This window comes from Streptomyces sp. PT12, from assembly GCF_003311645.1.
GTDB lineage: Bacteria > Actinomycetota > Actinomycetes > Streptomycetales > Streptomycetaceae > Streptomyces.
In genome coordinates this window covers 66,003-85,769 of sequence record NZ_QEST01000023.1, presented here as the reverse complement: position 1 = coordinate 85,769, position 19,767 = coordinate 66,003, and the positions used below count along the sequence as shown (strand labels likewise).

Below are 19,767 nucleotides of genomic sequence, written 5' to 3'. Positions count from 1 at the left end.
GAGGAGGGGTCGGACCACGCGGTCGGGTGGTGACCGGTACACAACATGGACGGTAACGACTTTCTCCCTCAGTGGAAACCCCTTTGAAACGAGAAGCGCGAACTTCATCCACCACGCGGACAAAGTGAGCGGCCGAACTGTCCGAAAAGCAGCGTTCCTTGGCGTTCCTCCGGGGTCCCGTCGGCCTTCCCTTCGGCGTTCTCAGTCGGCGTCGGGCAGCGGCCGACCGAGCAGCGCGCTGATCGCCACCTCGGTCACCGCCGCCATGTCCACGGCGTCGGGCGCGAGCAGCCACTGCACCTGGAGGCCGTCCATCACCGCGATCACGGCGCTCGCCGCCGCCACGGGATCGAGCCCTTCGTCGACCTCGCCCAGCTCACCGGCCTCGGTGAGCGCGTCGACGAGCAGCCCGCGCAGGCCCGCGTAGCGTGACCTGAAGTAGTCCTGCGCCGGGTGGCCCTCCGTCACGCTCTCCGCGGAGAGGACGGCGTAGAGCCGCACGATCCCCTCGCGCTCCTCGTTGCGCGCGGCAGTTTCCACCAGGTGCCGCAGGAACGCCAGACCTCGTGGCCGCTCCTCGCCCAGGGTCCCGATGTCCGACTGGTCCCGCAGATCGAGAACGCCCGTCAGCAGCCCGGCCTTCGAGCGGAAGTGGTGCAGCACGCCCGCCTGCGTCAGGCCCGCGCGGTCGGCGATCTCGGCGAGCGAGGCGTTGTGGTAGCCGCGGGTCGCGAAGGTCTCCATGGCGATGCGAAGAATCTCGTCGCGGCGGCGCTGCCGGTCGCCCCGCGCCCTCGGCGCGCCCCGGGCACCGCCGTTGCCGCCGTTGCTGTCGTCGCTGTCCTTGCTGTCGTCGCTGTCGTCGCCGTCGTCGGCCGAGCTCATCGGTGGGCGCGAAGGAGGCATACGAGTCCCGCTTTCCCTGCTCTGCGGACACACCCCCATCGGTGTGTCCTTCGGCGTGCCGGATCGGTTCCGGAACCGGACGCACCTTACTAAGCACTTGGTAGGTCTGCTTTCATCGAGTATTGGAGCAACCCATCTACGACCCAGCCGACCACCCCATCGCACAAGGACGGGACCGCCCATGACCTCGCTCTCCACCCCGGCCGCCGCCTCGGCGGCCGCCCCTGACGACGCCGAGCTGGCGCGCCGGGTGCGCGGCCTCGACGTCGCGGCCAAGGTGCGGCTGCTGACCGGGGCGACGCTGTGGGCCCTGCCCGCCGAGCCGCGCATCGGCCTGCACCCCGTGGTGATGTCCGACGGACCCCAGGGGGTGCGCGGCACGGGCGAGATCCCCGGCGCCACCGGGCTGCTCGCCCCCGCCCCCAGCGCGGTCGGCGCCGCGTGGGACGTCGAACTGGCCGAACGGCTCGGCGCGTTGTTCGCCACCGAGGCCCGCCGCAAGCGCGTCGACGTGCTGCTCGCCCCCGCGGTCAACCTCCAGCGCACCCCCGTGGCCGGGCGGCACTTCGAGTATGTCGCCGAGGACCCGCTGCTCACGGCCGCCATCGCGGGCGGCCTGGTCCGCGGGCTCCAGCGCAACGGCGTCGCCGGGTGCCCCAAGCACTATGTGGCCAACGACTCCGAGACCGACCGCACGCGCTACCGCGTCGAGCTGGACGAACGAACGCTGCGCGAGGTGTATCTGGCGCCGTTCGAGGCGCTGGTCGCCGACGCCGACGCGTGGACCGTGATGGCCGCCTACTCGGGCGTGGACGACGGCTCCGAGGCGGCGCCCATGACCGAGCACCTGGGCCTGCTGCGCGGGGTGCTCAAGGGCGAGTGGCACTTCAGCGGGCCTGTCGTCAGCGACTGGGCCGCGACCCGCACCACCGCGGCCTCGGCCATGGGCGGCCTCGACCTGGTGATGCCGGGCCCCGAAGGGCCGTGGGGCGACGCCCTGGTCGCCGCGGTGCGCGCGGGCGAGGTGCCCGAGTCCGTCGTGGACGACAAGGTGCTGAGGCTGCTGCGCCTGGCGCGCCACGTGGGGCGGCTGTCCGAGCCCGGCGCCCCACTGGAGCGCCCCGCGCCCCCCGCAGGGCCCACCGACGAGGAGTTCGCGCTGCTTCGCGAGGTGGCGACGCGTTCCACCGTGCTGCTGCGCGACCGCGAAGGGCTTCTCCCGCTGGACGCGGGCGCGTTGCGCCGCGTGGCGCTCATCGGGCCCAACGCGGTCGCGCCCTACTACCAGGGCGGCGGCAGCGCCTTCGTCCCCGCGGTGCGCACCGTGGGCTTCGAAGAGGGGCTGCGGAACGCGCTGCCCGCGGGCGTGGCGCTGACGGTGCTGCGCGGCGGCGACGACCGCGCGCACGCGCCGTTCGCCGACCCGGGGCTGCTCGGCGACGGCATCACGGCCGACTTCGTCGACGCGAACGGCGAGCGGATCGGCGGCGTCACGCGCCGCACGGGCGACTGGGGCGGCTTCCACGACTACCCCGCCGAGACCCAACGTGTGGTGCTGCGCGGGGAGTTGACGCTGAGCGAGCCGGGTCTGCACGACATCGAGATCGGCGCGGTCGGCCGCTTCACGGCGCGCGTCGACGGCGAGGTCGTGGCGTCGGGCGACGAGGACCGCGGCGTCGAGGTCGTCCTCGACTCCACCCACCACCACCCGCCCGGCACCCGTGTCGAGGTGACCGTCGGCGACCAACCGCGGCGCGTCCGGCTGGAGTTCGACCTGACCGTCGTGGACGCCGAGGGCTATGGCCGACTGATCACGCTCCATCTGCGCCACAGGCCACCGGGGCCAAGCGTGGCGGACGAGATCGCCGATGCGGTCGCCGAGGCCGCGCGCGCCGATGTCGCCGTGGTGGTCATCGGCACCAACGAGGAGGTGGAGTCCGAGGGTTGGGACCGCACCTCGCTCGACCTGCCCGGCCACCAGGTGGATCTTGTCACCCGCGTCGCCGCGGCCAACCCCCGCACGGTCGTGGTGGTCAACGCGGGCGCCCCCGTCGTGCTGCCCTGGACCGAGGACGAGGTGCCCACCCTGCTGTGGGCGTGGCTGCCGGGACAGGAGGCGGGCCACGCGCTCGCCGATGTGCTGCTCGGCCGCGCCGAGCCCGCGGGCCGCCTGCCCTGCACCCTGCCCGCGCGCGCCGACGACGTCCCGGTGCCGCACGCCCGCCCGGTCGACGGCGTTGTCACCTATGCCGAGGGCCTTGACATCGGCCACCGCGGCTGGGACCGCGCCGGGCTGACCCCGGCGTTCCCGTTCGGCCACGGCCTCGGCTGGACGACGTGGCGCTATGACTCGGTCGCGGCCGCCGCTGGCCACCCGGCCGCGGGCGACGACCTGCGGCTGACCGTCAGGATCGCCAACACCGGGCCGCGCGAGGGCCGCGAGGTCGTGCAGGTCTATGTCGAGTCGCCCGACGAGGGGCCGGAACGCCCGGTGCTGACGTTCGCCGGGTTCGCGGGCGCGCGCGTCCCCGCGGGCGAGTCGGCGCCGGTCACCGTGACCGTGCCGGGCCAGGCGTTCCGCGTCTGGGACCCGGACGCGGCGGCCTGGCGCACGCCGCGCGGGCGCTACCGCCTGCACATCGGGCGTTCGAGCCGCGACCTGCGCCTGGTCACCGACGTGGAGGTGTAGCCCTTCCCGAACCGGCGGCCGTCCCCGCCCCACCGGGGCGGCCGCAAGGGCGCTCGCCTCCCCACTTCCTTCCCTGAGGACCCCCCACACCGAAGGAGCCGCCCCATGACCCGCACCCCTGTCCGCGTCCGCGCGCGCACCCGCGTCCACGCGCGCCGCCTCGCCGTGCTCGCGGCCGGTCTCGCGCTCGCCGCGGCGGGACTCGCCGAGCCCGCGCGCGCCGCCGACACCACCGCCGACGTCTGGCTGACCACGTCCGACGGCGGAACGCGCCTCGCCCAGCGGGGCGAGGCGTCGTTCACCGGCGCCCCCGAGGCCATCGACATCGGCGTGGACTCCCGCGTGCGCCACCAGCCGTTCACCGGCGCGGGCGCCTCGATCACCGAGTCCTCGGCCAGCCTGATCGACCAACTCCCCCAGGGCGAACGGGACTCGCTCATGGCGTCGCTGTTCTCCGACGCGGGCGACGGCATCGGACTGAGCTATCTGCGGCAGCCGTTGGGCAGCACGGACTTCAACTCGGGCCCGTTCTACACCTTCGAGGACACCCCGGGGCAATTCTCGATCGACCGCGACCGGCAGCAGATCATCCCGCTGCTCCAACAGGCCACCGGCGTCAACCCCGACCTGCGGTTCATGGGCAGCCCATGGTCGCCGCCCGCGTGGATGAAGACCAACGACTCGCTCAACGGCGGCAGTCTGCGCCCCGAGCACCACCAGACCTACGCGGACTACCTGGTGCGCGCGATCCAGGAGTACGGCGCCGAGGGCATCGAGCTGACCGACCTCACCGTGCAGAACGAGCCGCAGTTCGCGACGAGTTACCCCTCGATGTCGATGACCGCGGCCGAACAGGCGGAGTTCCTGCGGGTGTTGGACGGCGCGCTTGACGCGGCCGGGCTGCCCACCAACCTGCTGGCGTACGACCACAATTGGGACACCCCGCAGTACCCCCTCGACGTCCTGGCCGCCACCGGGGACATCGACCGCGTGATCGGGGCGGCGTTCCACTGCTACGGGGGCGAGCCCGAGTCGCAGTCCGGGATCGCCGCGACGGGCGCGCGGGTCTTCCTCACCGAGTGCTCGGGCACGGACAGCGCGACCCCGGCCCAGACGTTCAGCGACAGCCTGCGCTGGCAGGCCGAGAACCTGGTGGTCCGCAACATGCGCAACGGCGGCGAGACCGTGATCACCTGGAACCTCGCCCTCGACGCGAACGGCGGCCCCCACCAGGGCCACTGCGACAGCCGCTGCAACGGCGTGGTCGAGGTCGACGGCGCGCGGGTCACCCGGGGCGCGGAGTACTACGTGCTCGGCCACCTGTCGAAGTTCGTCGACCCCGGCGCGGTCCGCATCGGCTCCACCAGCCAGGGCCCTGGCGGCGTGCAGAACGTCGTGTTCGAGAACCCGGACGGCCAGCGGGTCGCCTATGTCGTGAACGCGACGGACTCCGAGCAGCGCTTCTCGATCACCGAGTCGGGCCTCTCCCTGTCCACGGCCCTCCCCGCGGGCGCCGTCGGCACATATGTGTGGGACGGCCCCCCGGCGTGAGCCGTCGCCTCGCGGCGGGACACCGGCGAAGTGCGCCCGCCGCGGGCGGGGCCGCTTCGTCGTGTCCCTAGGCTTGCTTCGTGATCAGATGCGTGGCGCTCGACATCGGCGAGACTCTCACCCGCGACGACCGGTACTGGGCCGCGTGGGCAGACCGGTTGGGGGTGTCCCGCCATACGCTCTCGGCGCTGGTCGGGTCGGTGGTCGCGCGGGGCCGGGGACAATGCCGAGGCGCTTCGGTTGCTCAGGCGAGGCATCGATCTGGAGGCTGAGTACGCCGCGAGGGAGGCCGCCGGGCGCGGGGAACGTCTGGAGGAGAGCGACCTCTACCCGGACGTGCGGTCGGCGTTGACGACGCTGCGCGATCTCGGGGTGCGGGTGATCGTGGCCGGGAACCAGACGGTCCGGGCCGGGGAGCTGCTGCGGGCGCTGGACCTGCCTGTGGACTGTACATGGGCGATCACCCCGTCAACGACGTGTTCCCCGCACGTGAGATGGGCCTGTTGACGGCCCACCTGAGGCGCGGCCCGTGGGGGCATCTCTGGGCGGACGCCCCAGACGACGGCCCGGTGCGTTCTGTCGCGCGCCTCCGCGCCGCCGTGGCCAAGACAGTGACGCACGCTCTCCTGCGCCAAGTGCGGCGCACGCACACCACGGGGTACCTCATGGGCCGCCGAGCCGAGCGCGTCACGGACCTGGAAGAACGGTTCCGGGCACTCCAGTGAACTCGGGGCCGCCCGCTGGACCCCCTACCACCGGCGCGGGGCCCGTTGAACGCGGGGGCGGGCGGCCTCCGACGCCGGGGACGGGCCTCCACCCGCCGTTCTCCCGTTTCGCCGCCCCCGCACGGGGTACTCGCGGCGGTCAGACACGACACGCACGGAACTCGCATGGAGGTGATGACCGTGCCGGGACGCAAGGATCTCCCCTCGCCCCTGGAACGCTCACCAGCCGGAGCCCAGCGCACCTGGATCAAGGCCCATGACTCCGCGCTCAAGGAGTACGGGCGTGGCCAGCGCGCCCAGCGCGTCGCCTATGGGGCGCTCAAGCACTCCTACGAGAAGGTCGGCGACCACTGGGAGCGCAAGGAGGGCGGCCGCAAGGGCCCGTCCGACCCCCGATCCGCACGCCCCCGCCAGCGCGGCGGGCGCAGCGGCGAGGGCGTGGACGAGGGCGCGAGCAAGGAGCACCTGTACGAGGTGGCCAGGCGTCTCGACATCGCGGGCCGCTCCCGGATGGCCAAGTCGGAGCTGCTCGACGCGGTCCGCAAGGCCAACCGCTCGCGCACCAGGAAGGCGCGCTAGGAACGCGCCAGGGAACGGGACGGTCCTCACGCGACGGTCCTTGAGGGACGGTCCGGGACCCAGGGACGCCCGCACGGAAGGGGCCACGTCGATGCCGGAGACCCAGCTGAGCCACGACGAGCTGTCCGCCCTCGACGCCCACTGGCGCGCGGCCAACTACCTGGCCGCCGGGCAGATCTACCTGCTCGCCAACCCCCTGCTGACCGAGCCGCTGCGCCCCGAGCACATCAAGCCGCGGCTGCTCGGCCACTGGGGCACATCGCCCGGGCTCAACCTGATCCACACGCACCTCAACCGGGTGATCAACGCCCGTGACCTGGACGCGATCTGCGTCTGGGGCCCGGGCCACGGCGCGCCAGCCGTGCTCGCCAACGCGTGGCTCGACGGCAGCTACACGGCCACCTACCCCGATGTGACGCGGGACGCGGCGGGGATGGGGCGGCTGTTCAAGCAGTTCTCGTTCCCCGGCGGCGTGCCCAGCCACGCCGCGCCCGAGACCCCGGGGTCGATCCACGAGGGCGGCGAGCTGGGCTACTCGCTGGCCCACGCGTACGGCGCGGCGTGCGACAACCCCGGGCTGCTCGCGGCGTGCGTGGTCGGCGACGGCGAGGCGGAGACGGGCCCGCTCGCGGGCTCGTGGCACGCCAACAAGTTCCTCGACCCGGTGCACGACGGCGCGGTGCTGCCGATCCTGCACCTCAACGGCTACAAGATCGCCAACCCCACCGTGCTCGCCAGGCTGCCCGAGTCCGAGCTGGCCGAGCTGCTGCGCGGCTACGGCCATGACCCGCTGATGGTCGCGGGCGATGACCCCGAGGCGGTGCACAGGGAGCTCGCCGCCGCGTTCGACACCGCGCTCGACCGGATCGCGGCGTTCCAGCGCGCCGCGCGCGACGAGGGCGCCACGCGCCGCCCGCGCTGGCCCGCGATCGTGCTGCGCACGCCCAAGGGCTGGACGGGCCCGGCCGAGGTGGACGGCCTTCCGGTCGAGGGCACGTGGCGCGCCCATCAGATCCCGCTCGCGGCGGCGCGCGAAAACCCGGAGCACCTGCGCCAGTTGGAGCGCTGGTTGCGCTCCTACCGGCCGCGCGAGCTGTTCGACGAGCGCGGTGGGCCCGTCGGCCTCGTGCGCTCCGCGTGCCCGGCCGGAGAGCGGCGCCTTGGCACCAGTCCGCACGCCAACGGCGGCCTGCTGCTGCGCGAGCTGCCCGTGCCGCCGCTCGAGTCGTGCGCGGTGCCGGTGACCACGCCTGGCTCGGGCCAGCACGAGCCGACGGCCGTGCTCGGCACGCTGCTGGCCCGGCTGATGGAGGCCACGCGCGAACGCCGCGACTTCCGCCTGGTCGGCCCCGACGAGACCGCGTCCAACCGGCTCCAGGCCGTCTACGAGGCGACGGGCAAGGCGTGGGAGGCTAAGACGCTGCCGGTGGACGAGCACCTGGCGCGCGACGGCAGGGTGATGGAGATCCTGTCCGAGCACCTGTGCCAGGGCTGGCTCGAGGGCTATCTGCTGACCGGGCGGCACGGGCTGTTCTCCAGCTACGAGGCGTTCGTGCACATCGTCGACTCAATGGCCAACCAGCACATCAAGTGGCTGCACTCGTCGCGCGAGCTGCCCTGGCGGCGCCCGGTCGCGTCGTTGAACTACCTGCTGACGTCGCACGTGTGGCGCCAGGACCACAACGGCTTCTCGCACCAGGACCCGGGATTCGTCGACCATGTGCTCAACAAGAGCCCCGAGGTCGTCCGCGTCTACCTGCCGCCCGACACCAACACCCTGCTGGCGTGCGCCGATCACGTGCTGCGCAGCCGCGACTACGTCAACGTCGTGGTGGCGGGCAAGGAGGCGTGCTTCGACTGGCTGAGCCTGCCCGACGCCAGGGCGCACTGCGCGCGCGGCGCCGGGATCTGGGAGTGGGCGGGCTCCGAGGCGGACAACCGCGAGCCCGACGTGGTGCTCGCCTGCGCGGGCGACGTTCCCACCCAGGAGGTGCTCGCCGCGTCCGACCTGCTCCGCCGCCACCTGCCCGAACTGGCCGTGCGCGTGGTCAACGTGGTGGACATCGCGCGGCTGCTGCCGTCGGACGACCACCCGCACGGGCTGTCGGAGCACGACTACGACGCGCTGTTCACGACGGACCGGCCCGTGATCTTCGCCTACCACGGCTACCCCTGGCTGATCCACCGGCTCACCTACAAGCGCGCCAACCACGCGGACCTGCATGTGCGGGGCTACCACGAAGAGGGCACCACCACCACGCCGTTCGACATGGTCGTGCGCAACGACATGGACCGCTACCGGCTCGTGATGGACGTCATCGACCGGGTGCCCGGGCTCGCGGTGCGCGCCGCCCACGTCCGCCAGCACATGGCCGACGTCCGCTACCGGCACGGCCTGTGGATCACCGAACACGGCGTCGACCTGCCCGAAGTGGCCGACTGGACCTGGCGAGCGCGCGCCTGACTCTGCGCTACCTTCAAGTGACCATCCGTCAGGTGAACGGATGTGTGAACTCAAGCCGAACGCCGGGCAACCGTGCGCTTGCCTCCAAGGGTCTATGTCCACATGCGAATCTCCTTCCTCCTCCACAATGCCTACGGGATCGGAGGGACCATCAAGACCACGTTCAACCTGGCGGGCGCGCTCGCCGAGCGGCACGAGGTGGAGATCATCTCCGTGCACCGGCACCGGGAGGAGCCGAACTTCACCCTCGACACAAAGGTGCGACTGCGCGCCCTGACCGACCAGCGGGTGGAGAAGGACCACCCGCTGCGGCAGCGCCCCGCCAAGGTGTTCCCCGCCTCCGAGTACCGCTACGACCAGTACAGCGAGCTGACCGACCAGCGGATCGAGGAGTGCCTGAGCGGGCTCACGTCCGATGTGATCATCGGCACGCGGCCCGGGCTAAACGTTCATCTCGCCCTCCAGGGCCCGCGCCGCGCCGCGCTGGTGGGCCAGGAGCACCTGACGCTCGACGGCCACCCCCCGGCCCTGCGGAACGCGTTGCGCGCCGTCTATCCGCGCCTTGACGCGATCACCACGGTCACACGGGCCGACGCCGACGCCTACCGGCGCAAGATGCGGATGCCGGGCGTGCGCGTGACCGCGCTGCCCAACAGCGTTCCCGAGCCGCGCCTCGCCCCGGCCGACGGCGAGGGCCGCATCGTCATCGCGGCGGGCCGCCTGGTCCGTTCGAAGCGGCACGACCTGCTGATCCGGGCGTTCGCGCGCGTCGTGGCCGAGCGGCCCGACTGGCGGCTGCGGATCTACGGCAAGGGCGACGAGCACGACAGGCTGCGGGCGCTGATCAACGAGCTCGGCCTCTACAACCACGTCCACCTCATGGGCGCCTACTCCCCCATCGAGGCCGAGTGGGTCAAGGGCTCGATCGCGGCGGTGACCTCCAGCTTCGAGCCGTTCGGCATGACGATCGTCGAGGCGATGCGCTGCGGGTTGCCCGTCGTCTCCACCAACTGCCCCTACGGGCCCGCGGAGATCATCGAGGACGGCGTGGACGGCAGGCTCGTGCCCGTCGGCGACGAGGAGACCCTGGCGGGCGCGCTGCTCGACCTGATCCGCGACGACGCCCTGCGCCACCGCATGGGCGCCGCGGCGCTCGCCCGCTCCCGCCGCTACGGCCCGGGGCCGATCGTCGAGCAGGCCGAGGAGCTGTTCGACGACCTGCTGCGGAGCAAGACCACGCGCGGCCGGATCACCGGCGCGTTCCGCCGGAGGGCCAGCGTCCACGCCCTCAAGGACGCGGCCCTCACCCTCGCCTTCGCCCCCCTGCGGACCCTACGAAAGGTCAAGCGGTGAATTCCTCTTCGGTGAATCCCTCTTCGGTGAATCCCTCATCGGTGAACGACGCGTCGGTGAACGCCACGTCGGTGAACGCCACGGACCTCCCCAAGGACAAGCTGCCGCGCGCCGACTGCGCGGTGGACGCCACCGGCACCCTCACGCTCGAGGTGGGCGGGCTGCGCGGCGCCGACCGGCCTCGGCTGCTGCTGCGGCTGCGCCCCAAGCGCGGCACCGAGCAGGTCGCCGTCGCGGACCGGCCCACGCACGAGGTGGGCCTCGCCCCCTCCCCCGACGAGCCGGGCCGCTGGCGCGCCGAGCTGAACGGCACGGGGCCCGTCCTCGACGAGGGCCGCTGGGACGTCTGGGTCGCCCCGGGCGGCAGCACCACGGGCGGCGAGCTTCGCGTGGTGCCGGGGGCCCGCGACCTGCGGATCCTCGCCTCGGGCGGCTTCCCCGAGCCGGTGCTCCCGCTTGAGGCGCGCGTCCCCTACGCCACCAAGGACGGATACTTCTCGATCCGCGCGTGGCGGCGGCCCACCCACGCCGAGGCGGGCGATCTCACCGTGCGGGACGGGGCGTTGACCGTCACGGGGCGGCTGCTGGGCGCGCGCATCGGCCGGGGCGCGCGGGCGCTGCTCAAGCGGCGCGGCAAGGGCGGCCCCCAGGTCGAGACGCGCCTTGCCGACGAGGGGGAGGGCGCGTTCACCTTCCGCGCCGACTACGCCGACATCCCGCATGACGTGCAGGGCCCCGACCCGGCGTACTGGGACGTCTACCTCAAGCCGGGCGGCAAGGCCGCACGGGTGAGGGTGGCGCGGCTGCTCGACGACGTGGCGGACAAGAAGACGGTGTTTGTCTACCCCACGACGGAGCTGGGCCGGGTGACCATCCGCCCCTACTACACGCTGGACAACGACCTGGCCGTCCAGGTCTCGGCGCGGTAGGCCGGCGCGGCCAGCGCCGTGGCGCCAGGGCTCTCGCCGCGCGGTCCCGGCGCCGAGGGGGTTCGATGGAGGGGCAGGCACACGGCGAGGAGCAGGGAGGTAGCGGCATGGGAGGCAGCGGCACGATCTTCGCCGACCGCGTGGACGCGGGGCGGCGGCTCGCCCGGGAGCTGACGTATCTGCGGGGCCAGGACGTGGTGGTCCTCGGCCTGCCGAGGGGCGGGGTGCCGGTGGCCGCCGAGGTCGCCTCCGCGCTGCGGGCCCCGCTCGACGTGGGCGTGGTCAGAAAGCTCGGCCTGCCGATGCAGCCCGAGCTGGCCATGGGCGCCATCGCCGAGGACGGCGCGCGCGTGATCAACCAGCAGGTGATGAACACCGCGCGTGTCAGCGACGACCAGCTGGCCGAGGTCGAGCGCAACGAACGCGCCGAGCTGGCCCGTCGCGCCCGCCAGTACCGGGGCGGGCGGCCCCCCGTCTCGGTGAGCGGCCGCACGGTGGTGATCGTGGACGACGGGATCGCCACCGCCGCGACGGCGCGCGCGGCGTGCCGGGCGGCGCGCACGCGCGGCGCCAGCCGGGTGATCCTTGCGGTGCCGGTGGCGCCCGACGACTGGCGGGAGCGCGTGGGCGGGGACGCCGACGCGTGCGTGTGCCCAAAGACCGTGTCGGACTTCATGGCGGTCGGCCAGTTCTACCGCGACTTCGCCCCCACCACGAACGAGCAGGTGGTGGCCTTCCTCGCCCGCGGCAGCTCGCGCGAGGTCACCGTGCAGGCCGGGCCCGTGCGGCTCGCGGGCGAGCTGACGGTGCCCGAGGGCGCGTCGGCGATGGTGGTGTTCGCGCACGGCGGCGGCAGCGGGCGGCACAGCCCGCGCAACCGGTTCGTGGCCGACGCACTGAACACCGCGGGCCTCGGCACGCTGCTGTTCGACCTGCTCACCGACGAGGAGGAGGGCGACCGGTCGAAGGTGTTCGACGTTCCGCTGCTCGCCGACCGCCTCGCCGCCGCCACCCGCTGGCTCGACTCCTCGCTCCCGCTCGGCTACTTCGGCGCGAGCACGGGCGCGGCGGCGGCGCTGTGGGCGGCGGCGGACGGCGACCCGCGGGTCGGCGCGGTGGTCTCCCGCGGCGGCCGACCCGACCTCGCGGGCGACCGCCTCCCCGAGGTGCAGGCCCCGACCCTGCTGATCGTCGGCGAGAACGACCCCGAGGTCCTGACGATGAACCGCGAGGCCCAGCGGACCCTCCAGGCCCCCACCCGCCTGTCGACGGTCCAGGGCGCCACCCATCTCTTCGAGGAGCCCGGCGCCCTGTCCCAGGTCGCCGAGCTGGCCCGCGACTGGTTCATCGACCGGCTGCGGACAAGCCCGTCGGCGAGATAAGGAGGCCCAGGGACCGCCCTACTCCTCGGGCGCCGACTCGATGGCGTCCAGGGCCAGTTGGCGTTCCAGTGAGACCACGCGCGCGTTCTGCAACGCCACGGCCCGCCAGCCCTCGTCCCGCCACCTGACGGCGAGCAGCCGCAGGCGTAGGCCGTGGCATCCTCGGTTCCACGCGTCCACCATCCGCGCGCAGATCGCACCCATCGCTTCGACCGACTGATCCATCGGCGCGCCACTTCCCTTTCCGAGGCCCCGGCTCACCGGAGGCGAACCGCTACCGCCCATCCTCTTAAAGGCGTTCGGAGAACGCCTCGCCGCTCGGCGTTGATCCACGCACGTGGGATGCGGCGCGCCTCACGACGGGGCGCCTTCATCCGCTCCCCCGCAGGAAGCGGCGGAGGCGGGCGAGCGGCCATGTGTTGACCACCTCGGCGGCGGGCAGCCACGCCCGCTGGGCCGTGGCCGCCGACCAGCGGACGTTCGCCAGCTCGCGCGTGCTGTGCGCGTCGCTGTCCAGGGCGAACCGAACGCCGTGGCGGCGGGCCCTCGTGACGTGCTCGTCGTGGAGGTCGAGGCGGTTGGGGTGGCCGTTGATCTCCAACACCGTGCCCGTGCGCGCGCAGGCCGCGAAGACCGCGTCGAGGTCGGCGTCGATCCGGCCGCGCAGGCCGATCTTGCGGGTCGTCGGGTGACCGATGACATGGACGTGGGGGTTCTCGCACGCCCGGATCAGGCGGCGCGTCTGGGCCGCCCTGTCCAGGCCGAAGTGCGAGTGGATCGACGCCACGCACAGGTCGAACTCCGCCAGGAACGCGTCCGGCCAGTCGACGCTGCCGTCGGGGGCGATGTTCAGCTCGGCGCCGTGCAGCAGCCGCATCCCGCCCGTGCCGCGCCCGCCCGTGCCGCGCCCGCCCGTGCCGCGTTCAAGGGCCCGCAGCTCCTCGCGCTGCGCCAGGATCTTCTCCTCCGTCATCCGCTGCATCCGCAGCCGGGGCGCGTGATCGGTCACCGCCAGATACGCGTAGCCGCGCGCGGCCGCCGCCTCGACCATCGCGGCCAGCGGCGCGAGGCCGTCCGTGAGGTCCGTGTGCGTGTGCAGGTCGCCGCGCAGCGCGTCCTCGGTCACCAGCGCGGGCAGCGCCCCCTCGGCCGCCGCGTCGATCTCGCCCCGGTTCTCGCGCAGCGTAGGAGGCACCCAGTCGAGGCCGAGCGCGGCGTAGAAGTCCTCCTCCGTCGCGGTCGCGACCCGCTCCCCCGCGTCCGCGTCCACCAGCCCGTCGGGCGCGAACCTCAGCCCCCGGCGCGCGGCCCGCTCCCGCAGCGCGGCGACATGCGCCCGCGCGCCGGTCGCGTGCGCCAGGCCCGCGCCCCACGCCTCGGGCGCCACCACGCGCACCGTCACGCGCTGCCCACCCGCCGTGGCCACGGCCGCCCGCACCCGGCCCGCCTCCACCGTCCTCGCCGCGAACGGCAGCGCGGTGAACGCCTCGAGCACCGGACCCGGGTCGCGCGCGGCGGCCACCACGTCCACCGAGCCGACCGTCTCACGCATCCGGCGCAGCGCCCCTGCCCATGCGGCGCGTTCACACCCCGCGGCGCCCACCAGCCCGTTCACGGCCTCCTCCGCGAGGTCGTGCGCGGCGTCGAGCAGCATCCGGCCGCCCGTCTCCCTGGCCACCGCCACCCCGCGCAGGATGTTCTCGCGCGTCCTGGGGCCGAAGCCGGAGAGGCCCGCGAGCTTGCCCGCGTCGATCGCCTCGACCAGCTCGTCCACGCCCGTGATGCCGCGTTCGCGATACAGCGCCATGGCCTTCTTGGGCCCGAGCGACGGGATCGACATCAGCCGCCGCACGCCGGGCGGCACGGCCGCGCGCGTCGCCTCGAACGCCTGGACGCGCCCGGTGCGCAGATACTCCTCGACCTTGTCCGCGATGGACGCGCCCACCCCGGGAATGTCCCGCAGCCCGTCCGCGTCGAGCCCCCCGATGTCGCGCGGGTGGCCGCGAATGGCGCGCGCCGCCTTCTCGTAGGCGCGCTGCTTGAACGCGTCTCCACCGGTGATGGCGATGAGGTCGGCGTACTCCCGCAGCAGCGCGCCCACCTCGTCGTTCGGCCGGGCCATGCGGCCAGTCTCGCAGCGCACGCGAAGGCGCGCGACCGGGGGCGAAGCCGGGGAGAAAGAGCCACGGGCCGCCCGGGGCGACGCCGACGCCCCGGGTGACCCGTGTTCCGAACGACCGCGAGCGGCCGAACGGGTCTATGCGCCCGAGTAGATGGTGGCTTCCTCGGACGTTTCGCCTATGCCGTCGGGCCCGTTGAGGAACCGCTCGCCCCAGGGCGTCAACGAGGCGGGATCAAAGCCGTTGACCATGTCAAGGTACTCCACACCACCGCTGTTCCCGCTCCAGGACCAGCCAAGGTAACCAAGCCCCAACTCCCGCGTCACCGACATGATCGCGTCCTCATCCGGATTCCCGTCGGAATGATCGTGCCCGAACTCCCCCACCACAATCGGCAGTCCGGCACCGACAAAGCCCGTCAGATACGAACGCACCACGGACTCCCCGGTGAACACCCCATACATGTGAATCGAGAACACCAGATTCCCCGTCGGATCCGCGTCATACACCTCCCGCGCCGTGTCCCGCATCGTGAACGACCAGTCCTGACCCCAGTTCGGCGCGTCCACCAGCAACGTGTGCTCAAAACCCGCACCCCGCAACGTCCCCACCGCATCGATCGTCGCCCGCGTCCACTCCTCGTAACCCGTGTTCCCATACGGCTCGTTGCCGATGTTCACCACGACGTAGTCCTCCTGGCCCACCACCGCGCTCCGCACGCTCAGCCAGTACTCCGCCGCACGCTCAAGCGACACCGCCGCGGACGCCTCCGGATACCCCGTCGTGTCATGCACCTCAAGCACACAGATCAAACGGTTCGCCTTGCACTCCTCCACGATCCCCGACAACTCCGCCGCCGACGTCTCCTCCCACTGATCACCACTGGAGAGCACCACCCGCACGGAGTTCGCCCCCTCCGCCTTGATCGCCGCCAACGACTCCGACGTCTCCCCCGGAAACCACGCATGCGGAAGATTCACCCCACGCAGCACCAGATCACTCCCCGTCGACTCCACCAACCGCCCATCCTGCACGGTCAATCCGGTGGCAGCGGGAACAACGGGGCCTTCCGCGAGCGCGGGGGGTGCCGCGAGCGAGGCACCGAGCAGACCGGCGGCTACGATGCCGCCGATGCGGGTCTTGGCGTTCAAGGTCTTCTCCTCAAGGAGTTCCGTCCCGTAGGACTCCGAGCGGGTGGGGAAAGGAGACCGGCATGGGAGCGCCAGCGAATGGGAGCGCTCCCATGGGCGACTCCCATCTCATCCACCCGCCCCGGCCCTGTCAAGAGACGGGACGCGACCACTTCAAGCGGAGGGATGTAATCCGCGCCGTTCGTTACTCTTCGCCATGATTTGCACCCCCATTCGGGTGCACCTAGGCTGGGAACGGTTGCGGAGAGTGAGAAGGGGGGCGTGAGGGCGAGGAGGCGTGCGGCATGTCCCGATCCCGGCTCGGCGGGCGGCGGCCGTCGCCTCGGTTGCGGCTTTCGCTGTGCGCGTCGGGTGGCGCGATGGCCGTGGCGGCGGCGCTCGGCGGCGGCGCGCAGCCGCCCGAGGCGGCGGCCGAGGCCGGGTCCGTGGCGGGCGAGGTCGCGAACGCCTCCGGCACGCGCCTCCGCGAAGCCCCGCACGCCGCGTCCGCCGTCCTGGCGGCGGCCCCCGAGGGGGAACGGCTGCGCGTGCTGTGCGCGGCCGAGGGCGAGCGGCACTCGCGGTGGTACCTCGTGCGGGGCGACGACTACGCGTGGGTTCCGGCGACGGATGTCGAGGTTGTGGGGGTGCGGGGGGCTGAGCGGTGTTGAGCTTGGGGCGGCTGCCGAGGGTCCGGTGGTTGTCGCCGTCGCCCGCGGTGTCCGGTGTTGTGGCGGTGCGGGTCAGAGACCGGCACCTACGGGAGGGGGGCGTCGGTGACCCGCACCCACCACGAAACGAGCCACCGCGGCGGGCGGCGAACACCGCCGGACCCTCCGTAGCCGCCCGCCACCAGGCCACGCGGCGCGGAAACGTTCGGTGCGATACGTCGGGCGGGGTCCGCTCGTTGTGCACGGTGAACCGCCGTGACTCGCTTCGGAGGGATCCCCCATGACCATCGCCACCCGCCCGGCCGACGGCAGTCCACGCGGCTCCGCGTGGCGTGCGGTGTTCGACGCCGTGCCGCGTGACGCGTTCCTTCCCGAGCCGGGTGGGGGCGATGAGCCGCACGGGATGCTGCGGGCCATGTTCGAAGCGCTCGACGTGCCGGACGGCGGGCGGGTGCTCGAGCTGGGCACCGGCACGGGGTACGGCGCCGCGCTGCTGTGCCAGCGCTTCGGCGGCGAACGCGTCGTGTCCCTCGACCCCGACCCCGAGGTGCTGGGCAAGGCGCGCGCCCGGCTGGCGGGCGCCGGGTACGCGCCAGCGCTCGCAGCGGGTGACGGGGCTCGCGGCTGCCTGGAGTACGCCCCCTATGGGGCGGTGGTCGGGCGGCCGGTCAACGGGCGGGTGCCCGCGGCGCTGCTGGCGCAGGTGGCGCCGGGTGGTGCGTTGGCCGTGGCGCTCAGCTCGGGCATCGCGGTGCTGACCGCGGGGGTGGACGCGACGGCTTCGGGTCGCTTCCTGCCGGTGCTTGCGCGCCCAGGAGCGGGAGCGGCGCCCTCGGTGCGCAGCTACATCCCGGCGCTGCTCGTGCCGCTCGGCACGGCGGCCGACGTTCCGCTGCCGGTGGAGCTGTCGGCCGAAGTGCCGCGTTTCCTCGGGGGGTTGGTGCAGCCCGACGTGCACGAGCTGTCGCTCATCGACGCGGACGGGCGGCGGATCTACGGGCTGGTGCACCCCGGCAGCGGGTCATGGGCGCGGGTGGCGCCGCGCGACGACGGGACCGCGCGCATCCAGTACGACGGCTCCCGCGACCTGTGGGGCGAGCGCGCGCCGGTGCTGGCGGCGTGGGCGGACGCCGGGCGGCCGCGCCCCGAACGGTACGGGCTCGGCGTCTCCGCGGACGGGCGGCACCGGCTGTGGCTCGACACCCCCGTGGATGGCCCCGGTTGGTTCCTGCCCGGCTGAACGGGCCGCGAAGGGACGGGACTTCGGCCCGGGACCTCAGGCAGGAACGCCGCTGCCGTGCCGCTCCTGTGGCAGCCCGGGGCTCAACAGCCGTGGCGGCAGGGCGACATACGCGGACACCCCGGCGCCCCGTGCGGAGGCGTTGGTCGGCGCGCTCTGCGTGTGCCTGACCTCCACCTGCACGCCGAGGCGGGCCGCGATCGTGCCCACCACGTAGTGGCCGAGGAAACGGGTCGGCGCGACAAGGAAGTTGTCCTTGCCCGCGAGCCTGGCGTTGGCGCGGCTCAGCTCCTCCTCGGTCATGCCCGTGCCGCGGTCCACGATGGCCAGGCAGTACTCCGCGCCGTCCCACCAGCCATAGACCTCGACGGGGCGAGCCGGGGGCGAGGCGGTCAGCGCGTTCTCGATCAACTCCGCGAGCAGGTGCGACAGTTCGTAGACCACCGAGCCATGGATCTGGCAGGGCTCGGACTCCACGAGCGTCACCCGCCGGTACTCCTCGACCTCCGAGACGGCCGAACGCACCACCTCGGCCACCTCGGCCGTGCCGGTCCACACGCGCGGCGGGAGCTGCTGGCCTGTGAGGATGAGCAGCGAGTCGGCGTTGCGGCGCATGCGGGTGGCCAGGTGGTCGAGCTCGAACAGCTCCGCCAGCGCGTCCGGGTCGAGCTCCTTGCTCTCCAGCGCGGTGATCAGCCGGAGTTGGCGGCGGACCAGGGCCTGGTTGCGGTGGCCGAGGTTGGCCAGCGACTCGGTGCCGTTGCGCCGCAGCACCGTCTGCTGGGCGGCCAGGTCGACGGCGGTGCGCTCGACATCGTGCAACGCGGCCGCCAGGCGCGTGACTTCCTCCGCGCCGCCGCCCAACTCGGGGTCGGGCACTGGTGGTTCGAGGTGTTCGGCCTCCTCGGGCTCGGCCTCCTGGATGGTGCGGACGGTCTCGGGGAGCCGTTCGCCCGCGACGTTCTCCGCCTGCCGCGTCAGCTCGTCGAGCGGGCGGGTGATCGAGCGCGCGGCCAGCACGGCCAAGGCGATCGCGACGGCCACGATCAGCACGCCGAGCGCCACAAAGCCCACGAGCTGCGCCGTGGCCGCCCTGCGCAGCTGGTCGGCGCGGCTCGTCGCGTCGGGCCCGATCCGCTGCTGCACCTCGTGCAGCGCGTCGGTCAGCGCGGTGGCGGACTCCCACCACTGGGCCGCGTCGGTCTCCAGCGGCGAGCCGTCGGCGCCCGCGTCCGCCCGCTCCTCGAACGCGGCGACCCGCTCGGCCTCCGGCGAGTCGAACGCCCCGTCGAGCGCGGCCTGTTGGGTGTCCGTGGCCAGTCGGCCATAGCTGGCGAGCGCGGCGTCGCGTGCGGCGCGCGTCGCGGCGAACTCCAGGTACTGGCCGTCCTCGAAGCGGCCCGCGACGAACACCCCGTTCATCAGGCCGCGTTCCTGGGCCAGCGCCTCGGTGGCGGCGGACAGGGCCTGGAGCGCGGCCATGCCGTCGCTCAGCCGCTGGTCGCCATGGGCCGGATCCTCGGCCAGCTGCGCCTCGTTGAGCCGGGCGATGGCGTCGGAGAAGTAGGCCAGGGCCTCCTCGGGGGCGATGTTCTCGTCGTCCACGCGGGCGCGCGTGTCGTCGAGCTCGCCCAGCGAGGCGAGCGCGTCGTCGAACGCGGGCGCCGCGCCCCCGTCGACGCGCCTGACCAGCTCGCCGCGGATCGCGTCCACGCGGCGGCGCGTGTCGGCCAACTCGGGCCGGTAGCGCCCCGCGCCCACCATCAGCCCGCTGGTGAGCCCGTGCTCGCGCTGCAACTCGCGCACCAAGTCCTGGACGTCGAGGGCCAGTTGGACCCGCTCGCCGCTCTCCCTCGCCGCCGACCAGTCCTCCGCGCGATCCGCGACCCCGATGCCGGTGAGGACGAGGAGCAGGGCCGTGGGCACGGCGAGCACGATCGCCACCCGGCCTCGGATGGTGCCCCAGTAGGGAAGGCGGCCCGTCCGTCGTCGCTTCATGTCACCCAGCACAGCCGAGCGCGGTTACCT

General features: G+C 73.3%; 13 protein-coding genes and 2 pseudogenes. 10 read left to right on the top strand and 5 right to left on the bottom strand.

Going from position 1 to position 19,767, the window contains the following annotated elements; all coding sequences use genetic code 11:
• Positions 1-201: 201 nt before the first annotated feature.
• Positions 202-885, bottom strand: a complete 684-nt coding sequence (locus DEH69_RS02925; protein WP_309302751.1) for a helix-turn-helix domain-containing protein — start codon at positions 883-885, stop codon at positions 202-204.
• 202 nt (positions 886-1,087) lie between these two features.
• On the opposite strand from DEH69_RS02925, the gene DEH69_RS02920 reads away from it, so the two are divergent.
• The 8 genes and pseudogenes from DEH69_RS02920 (at position 1,088) to DEH69_RS02885 (ending at position 12,578) form a co-directional block, all read left to right on the top strand.
• Positions 1,088-3,595 carry a beta-glucosidase gene (locus DEH69_RS02920; RefSeq protein WP_113685277.1) on the top strand — a complete coding sequence of 836 codons (2,508 nt, stop codon included), beginning with the start codon at positions 1,088-1,090 and terminating at the stop codon, positions 3,593-3,595.
• Positions 3,596-3,700: 105 nt separating this feature from the next.
• Positions 3,701-5,134: pseudogene (locus tag DEH69_RS02915) on the top strand (glycoside hydrolase family 30 beta sandwich domain-containing protein); the annotation flags it as partial.
• Positions 5,135-5,226: 92 nt separating this feature from the next.
• Positions 5,227-5,871 (top strand): annotated as a pseudogene (locus DEH69_RS02910) (HAD family hydrolase).
• 180 nt (positions 5,872-6,051) lie between these two features.
• Positions 6,052-6,450: a ChaB family protein gene (locus DEH69_RS02905; protein WP_113685358.1), complete on the top strand. Its 399-nt coding sequence runs from the start codon at positions 6,052-6,054 to the stop codon at positions 6,448-6,450.
• A gap of 91 nt (positions 6,451-6,541) precedes the next feature.
• Entirely contained in the window at positions 6,542-8,914 is a 2,373-nt protein-coding gene (locus tag DEH69_RS02900; RefSeq protein ID WP_113685275.1) for a phosphoketolase, read from the top strand.
• 102 nt (positions 8,915-9,016) lie between these two features.
• On the top strand, positions 9,017-10,267 hold the full coding sequence (locus DEH69_RS02895; protein WP_113685274.1) for a glycosyltransferase family 4 protein: 1,251 nt from the start codon (positions 9,017-9,019) through the stop codon (positions 10,265-10,267).
• 71 nt (positions 10,268-10,338) lie between these two features.
• Positions 10,339-11,196 carry a hypothetical protein gene (locus DEH69_RS02890; RefSeq protein ID WP_258534387.1) on the top strand — a complete coding sequence of 286 codons (858 nt, stop codon included), beginning with the start codon at positions 10,339-10,341 and terminating at the stop codon, positions 11,194-11,196.
• A gap of 107 nt (positions 11,197-11,303) precedes the next feature.
• Entirely contained in the window at positions 11,304-12,578 is a 1,275-nt protein-coding gene (locus DEH69_RS02885) for an alpha/beta family hydrolase (protein ID WP_113685273.1), read from the top strand.
• 18 nt (positions 12,579-12,596) lie between these two features.
• Here the strand turns inward: DEH69_RS02885 and DEH69_RS02880 are convergent, their stop codons facing one another.
• The 3 genes from DEH69_RS02880 to DEH69_RS02870 all read right to left on the bottom strand — a co-directional run bounded on the left by DEH69_RS02880 (position 12,597) and on the right by DEH69_RS02870 (position 15,849).
• Entirely contained in the window at positions 12,597-12,803 is a 207-nt protein-coding gene (locus DEH69_RS02880; protein ID WP_113685272.1) for a hypothetical protein, read from the bottom strand.
• Between the two features lie 145 nt (positions 12,804-12,948).
• Entirely contained in the window at positions 12,949-14,700 is a 1,752-nt protein-coding gene (locus DEH69_RS02875; RefSeq protein WP_113685271.1) for a helix-hairpin-helix domain-containing protein, read from the bottom strand.
• 135 nt (positions 14,701-14,835) lie between these two features.
• Positions 14,836-15,849: a glycoside hydrolase family 5 protein gene (locus tag DEH69_RS02870; protein WP_113685270.1), complete on the bottom strand. Its 1,014-nt coding sequence runs from the start codon at positions 15,847-15,849 to the stop codon at positions 14,836-14,838.
• A gap of 284 nt (positions 15,850-16,133) precedes the next feature.
• Here DEH69_RS02870 and DEH69_RS02865 point away from each other — a divergent pair, with 284 nt between their 5' ends.
• Positions 16,134-16,499 carry an SH3 domain-containing protein gene (locus DEH69_RS02865; protein ID WP_113685269.1) on the top strand — a complete coding sequence of 122 codons (366 nt, stop codon included), beginning with the start codon at positions 16,134-16,136 and terminating at the stop codon, positions 16,497-16,499.
• A gap of 280 nt (positions 16,500-16,779) precedes the next feature.
• Positions 16,780-17,739, top strand: coding sequence for a methyltransferase domain-containing protein (locus tag DEH69_RS02860; RefSeq protein ID WP_113685268.1), 960 nt, complete (start codon positions 16,780-16,782; stop codon positions 17,737-17,739).
• A gap of 36 nt (positions 17,740-17,775) precedes the next feature.
• Here DEH69_RS02860 and DEH69_RS02855 read toward each other — a convergent pair whose 3' ends face one another.
• Complete coding sequence (locus DEH69_RS02855) at positions 17,776-19,737, bottom strand: ATP-binding protein (protein ID WP_113685267.1); 1,962 nt, start codon at positions 19,735-19,737, stop codon at positions 17,776-17,778.
• Between the last annotated feature and the right edge of the window lie 30 nt (positions 19,738-19,767).

Excerpts from the sequence above, each read along its gene's own strand:
- DEH69_RS02865 (WP_113685269.1), top strand. The coding sequence starts at position 16,134 with ATGTCCCGATCCCGGCTCGGCGGGCGGCGGCCGTCGCCTCGGTTGCGG.
- DEH69_RS02855 (WP_113685267.1), bottom strand. The coding sequence starts at position 19,737 with ATGAAGCGACGACGGACGGGCCGCCTTCCCTACTGGGGCACCATCCGA.
- DEH69_RS02895 (WP_113685274.1), top strand. The coding sequence starts at position 9,017 with ATGCGAATCTCCTTCCTCCTCCACAATGCCTACGGGATCGGAGGGACC.
- DEH69_RS02925 (WP_309302751.1), bottom strand. The coding sequence starts at position 885 with ATGAGCTCGGCCGACGACGGCGACGACAGCGACGACAGCAAGGACAGC.
- DEH69_RS02875 (WP_113685271.1), bottom strand. The coding sequence starts at position 14,700 with ATGGCCCGGCCGAACGACGAGGTGGGCGCGCTGCTGCGGGAGTACGCC.
- DEH69_RS02860 (WP_113685268.1), top strand. The coding sequence starts at position 16,780 with ATGACCATCGCCACCCGCCCGGCCGACGGCAGTCCACGCGGCTCCGCG.
- DEH69_RS02900 (WP_113685275.1), top strand. The coding sequence starts at position 6,542 with ATGCCGGAGACCCAGCTGAGCCACGACGAGCTGTCCGCCCTCGACGCC.
- DEH69_RS02920 (WP_113685277.1), top strand. The coding sequence starts at position 1,088 with ATGACCTCGCTCTCCACCCCGGCCGCCGCCTCGGCGGCCGCCCCTGAC.
- DEH69_RS02885 (WP_113685273.1), top strand. The coding sequence starts at position 11,304 with ATGGGAGGCAGCGGCACGATCTTCGCCGACCGCGTGGACGCGGGGCGG.
- DEH69_RS02880 (WP_113685272.1), bottom strand. The coding sequence starts at position 12,803 with ATGGATCAGTCGGTCGAAGCGATGGGTGCGATCTGCGCGCGGATGGTG.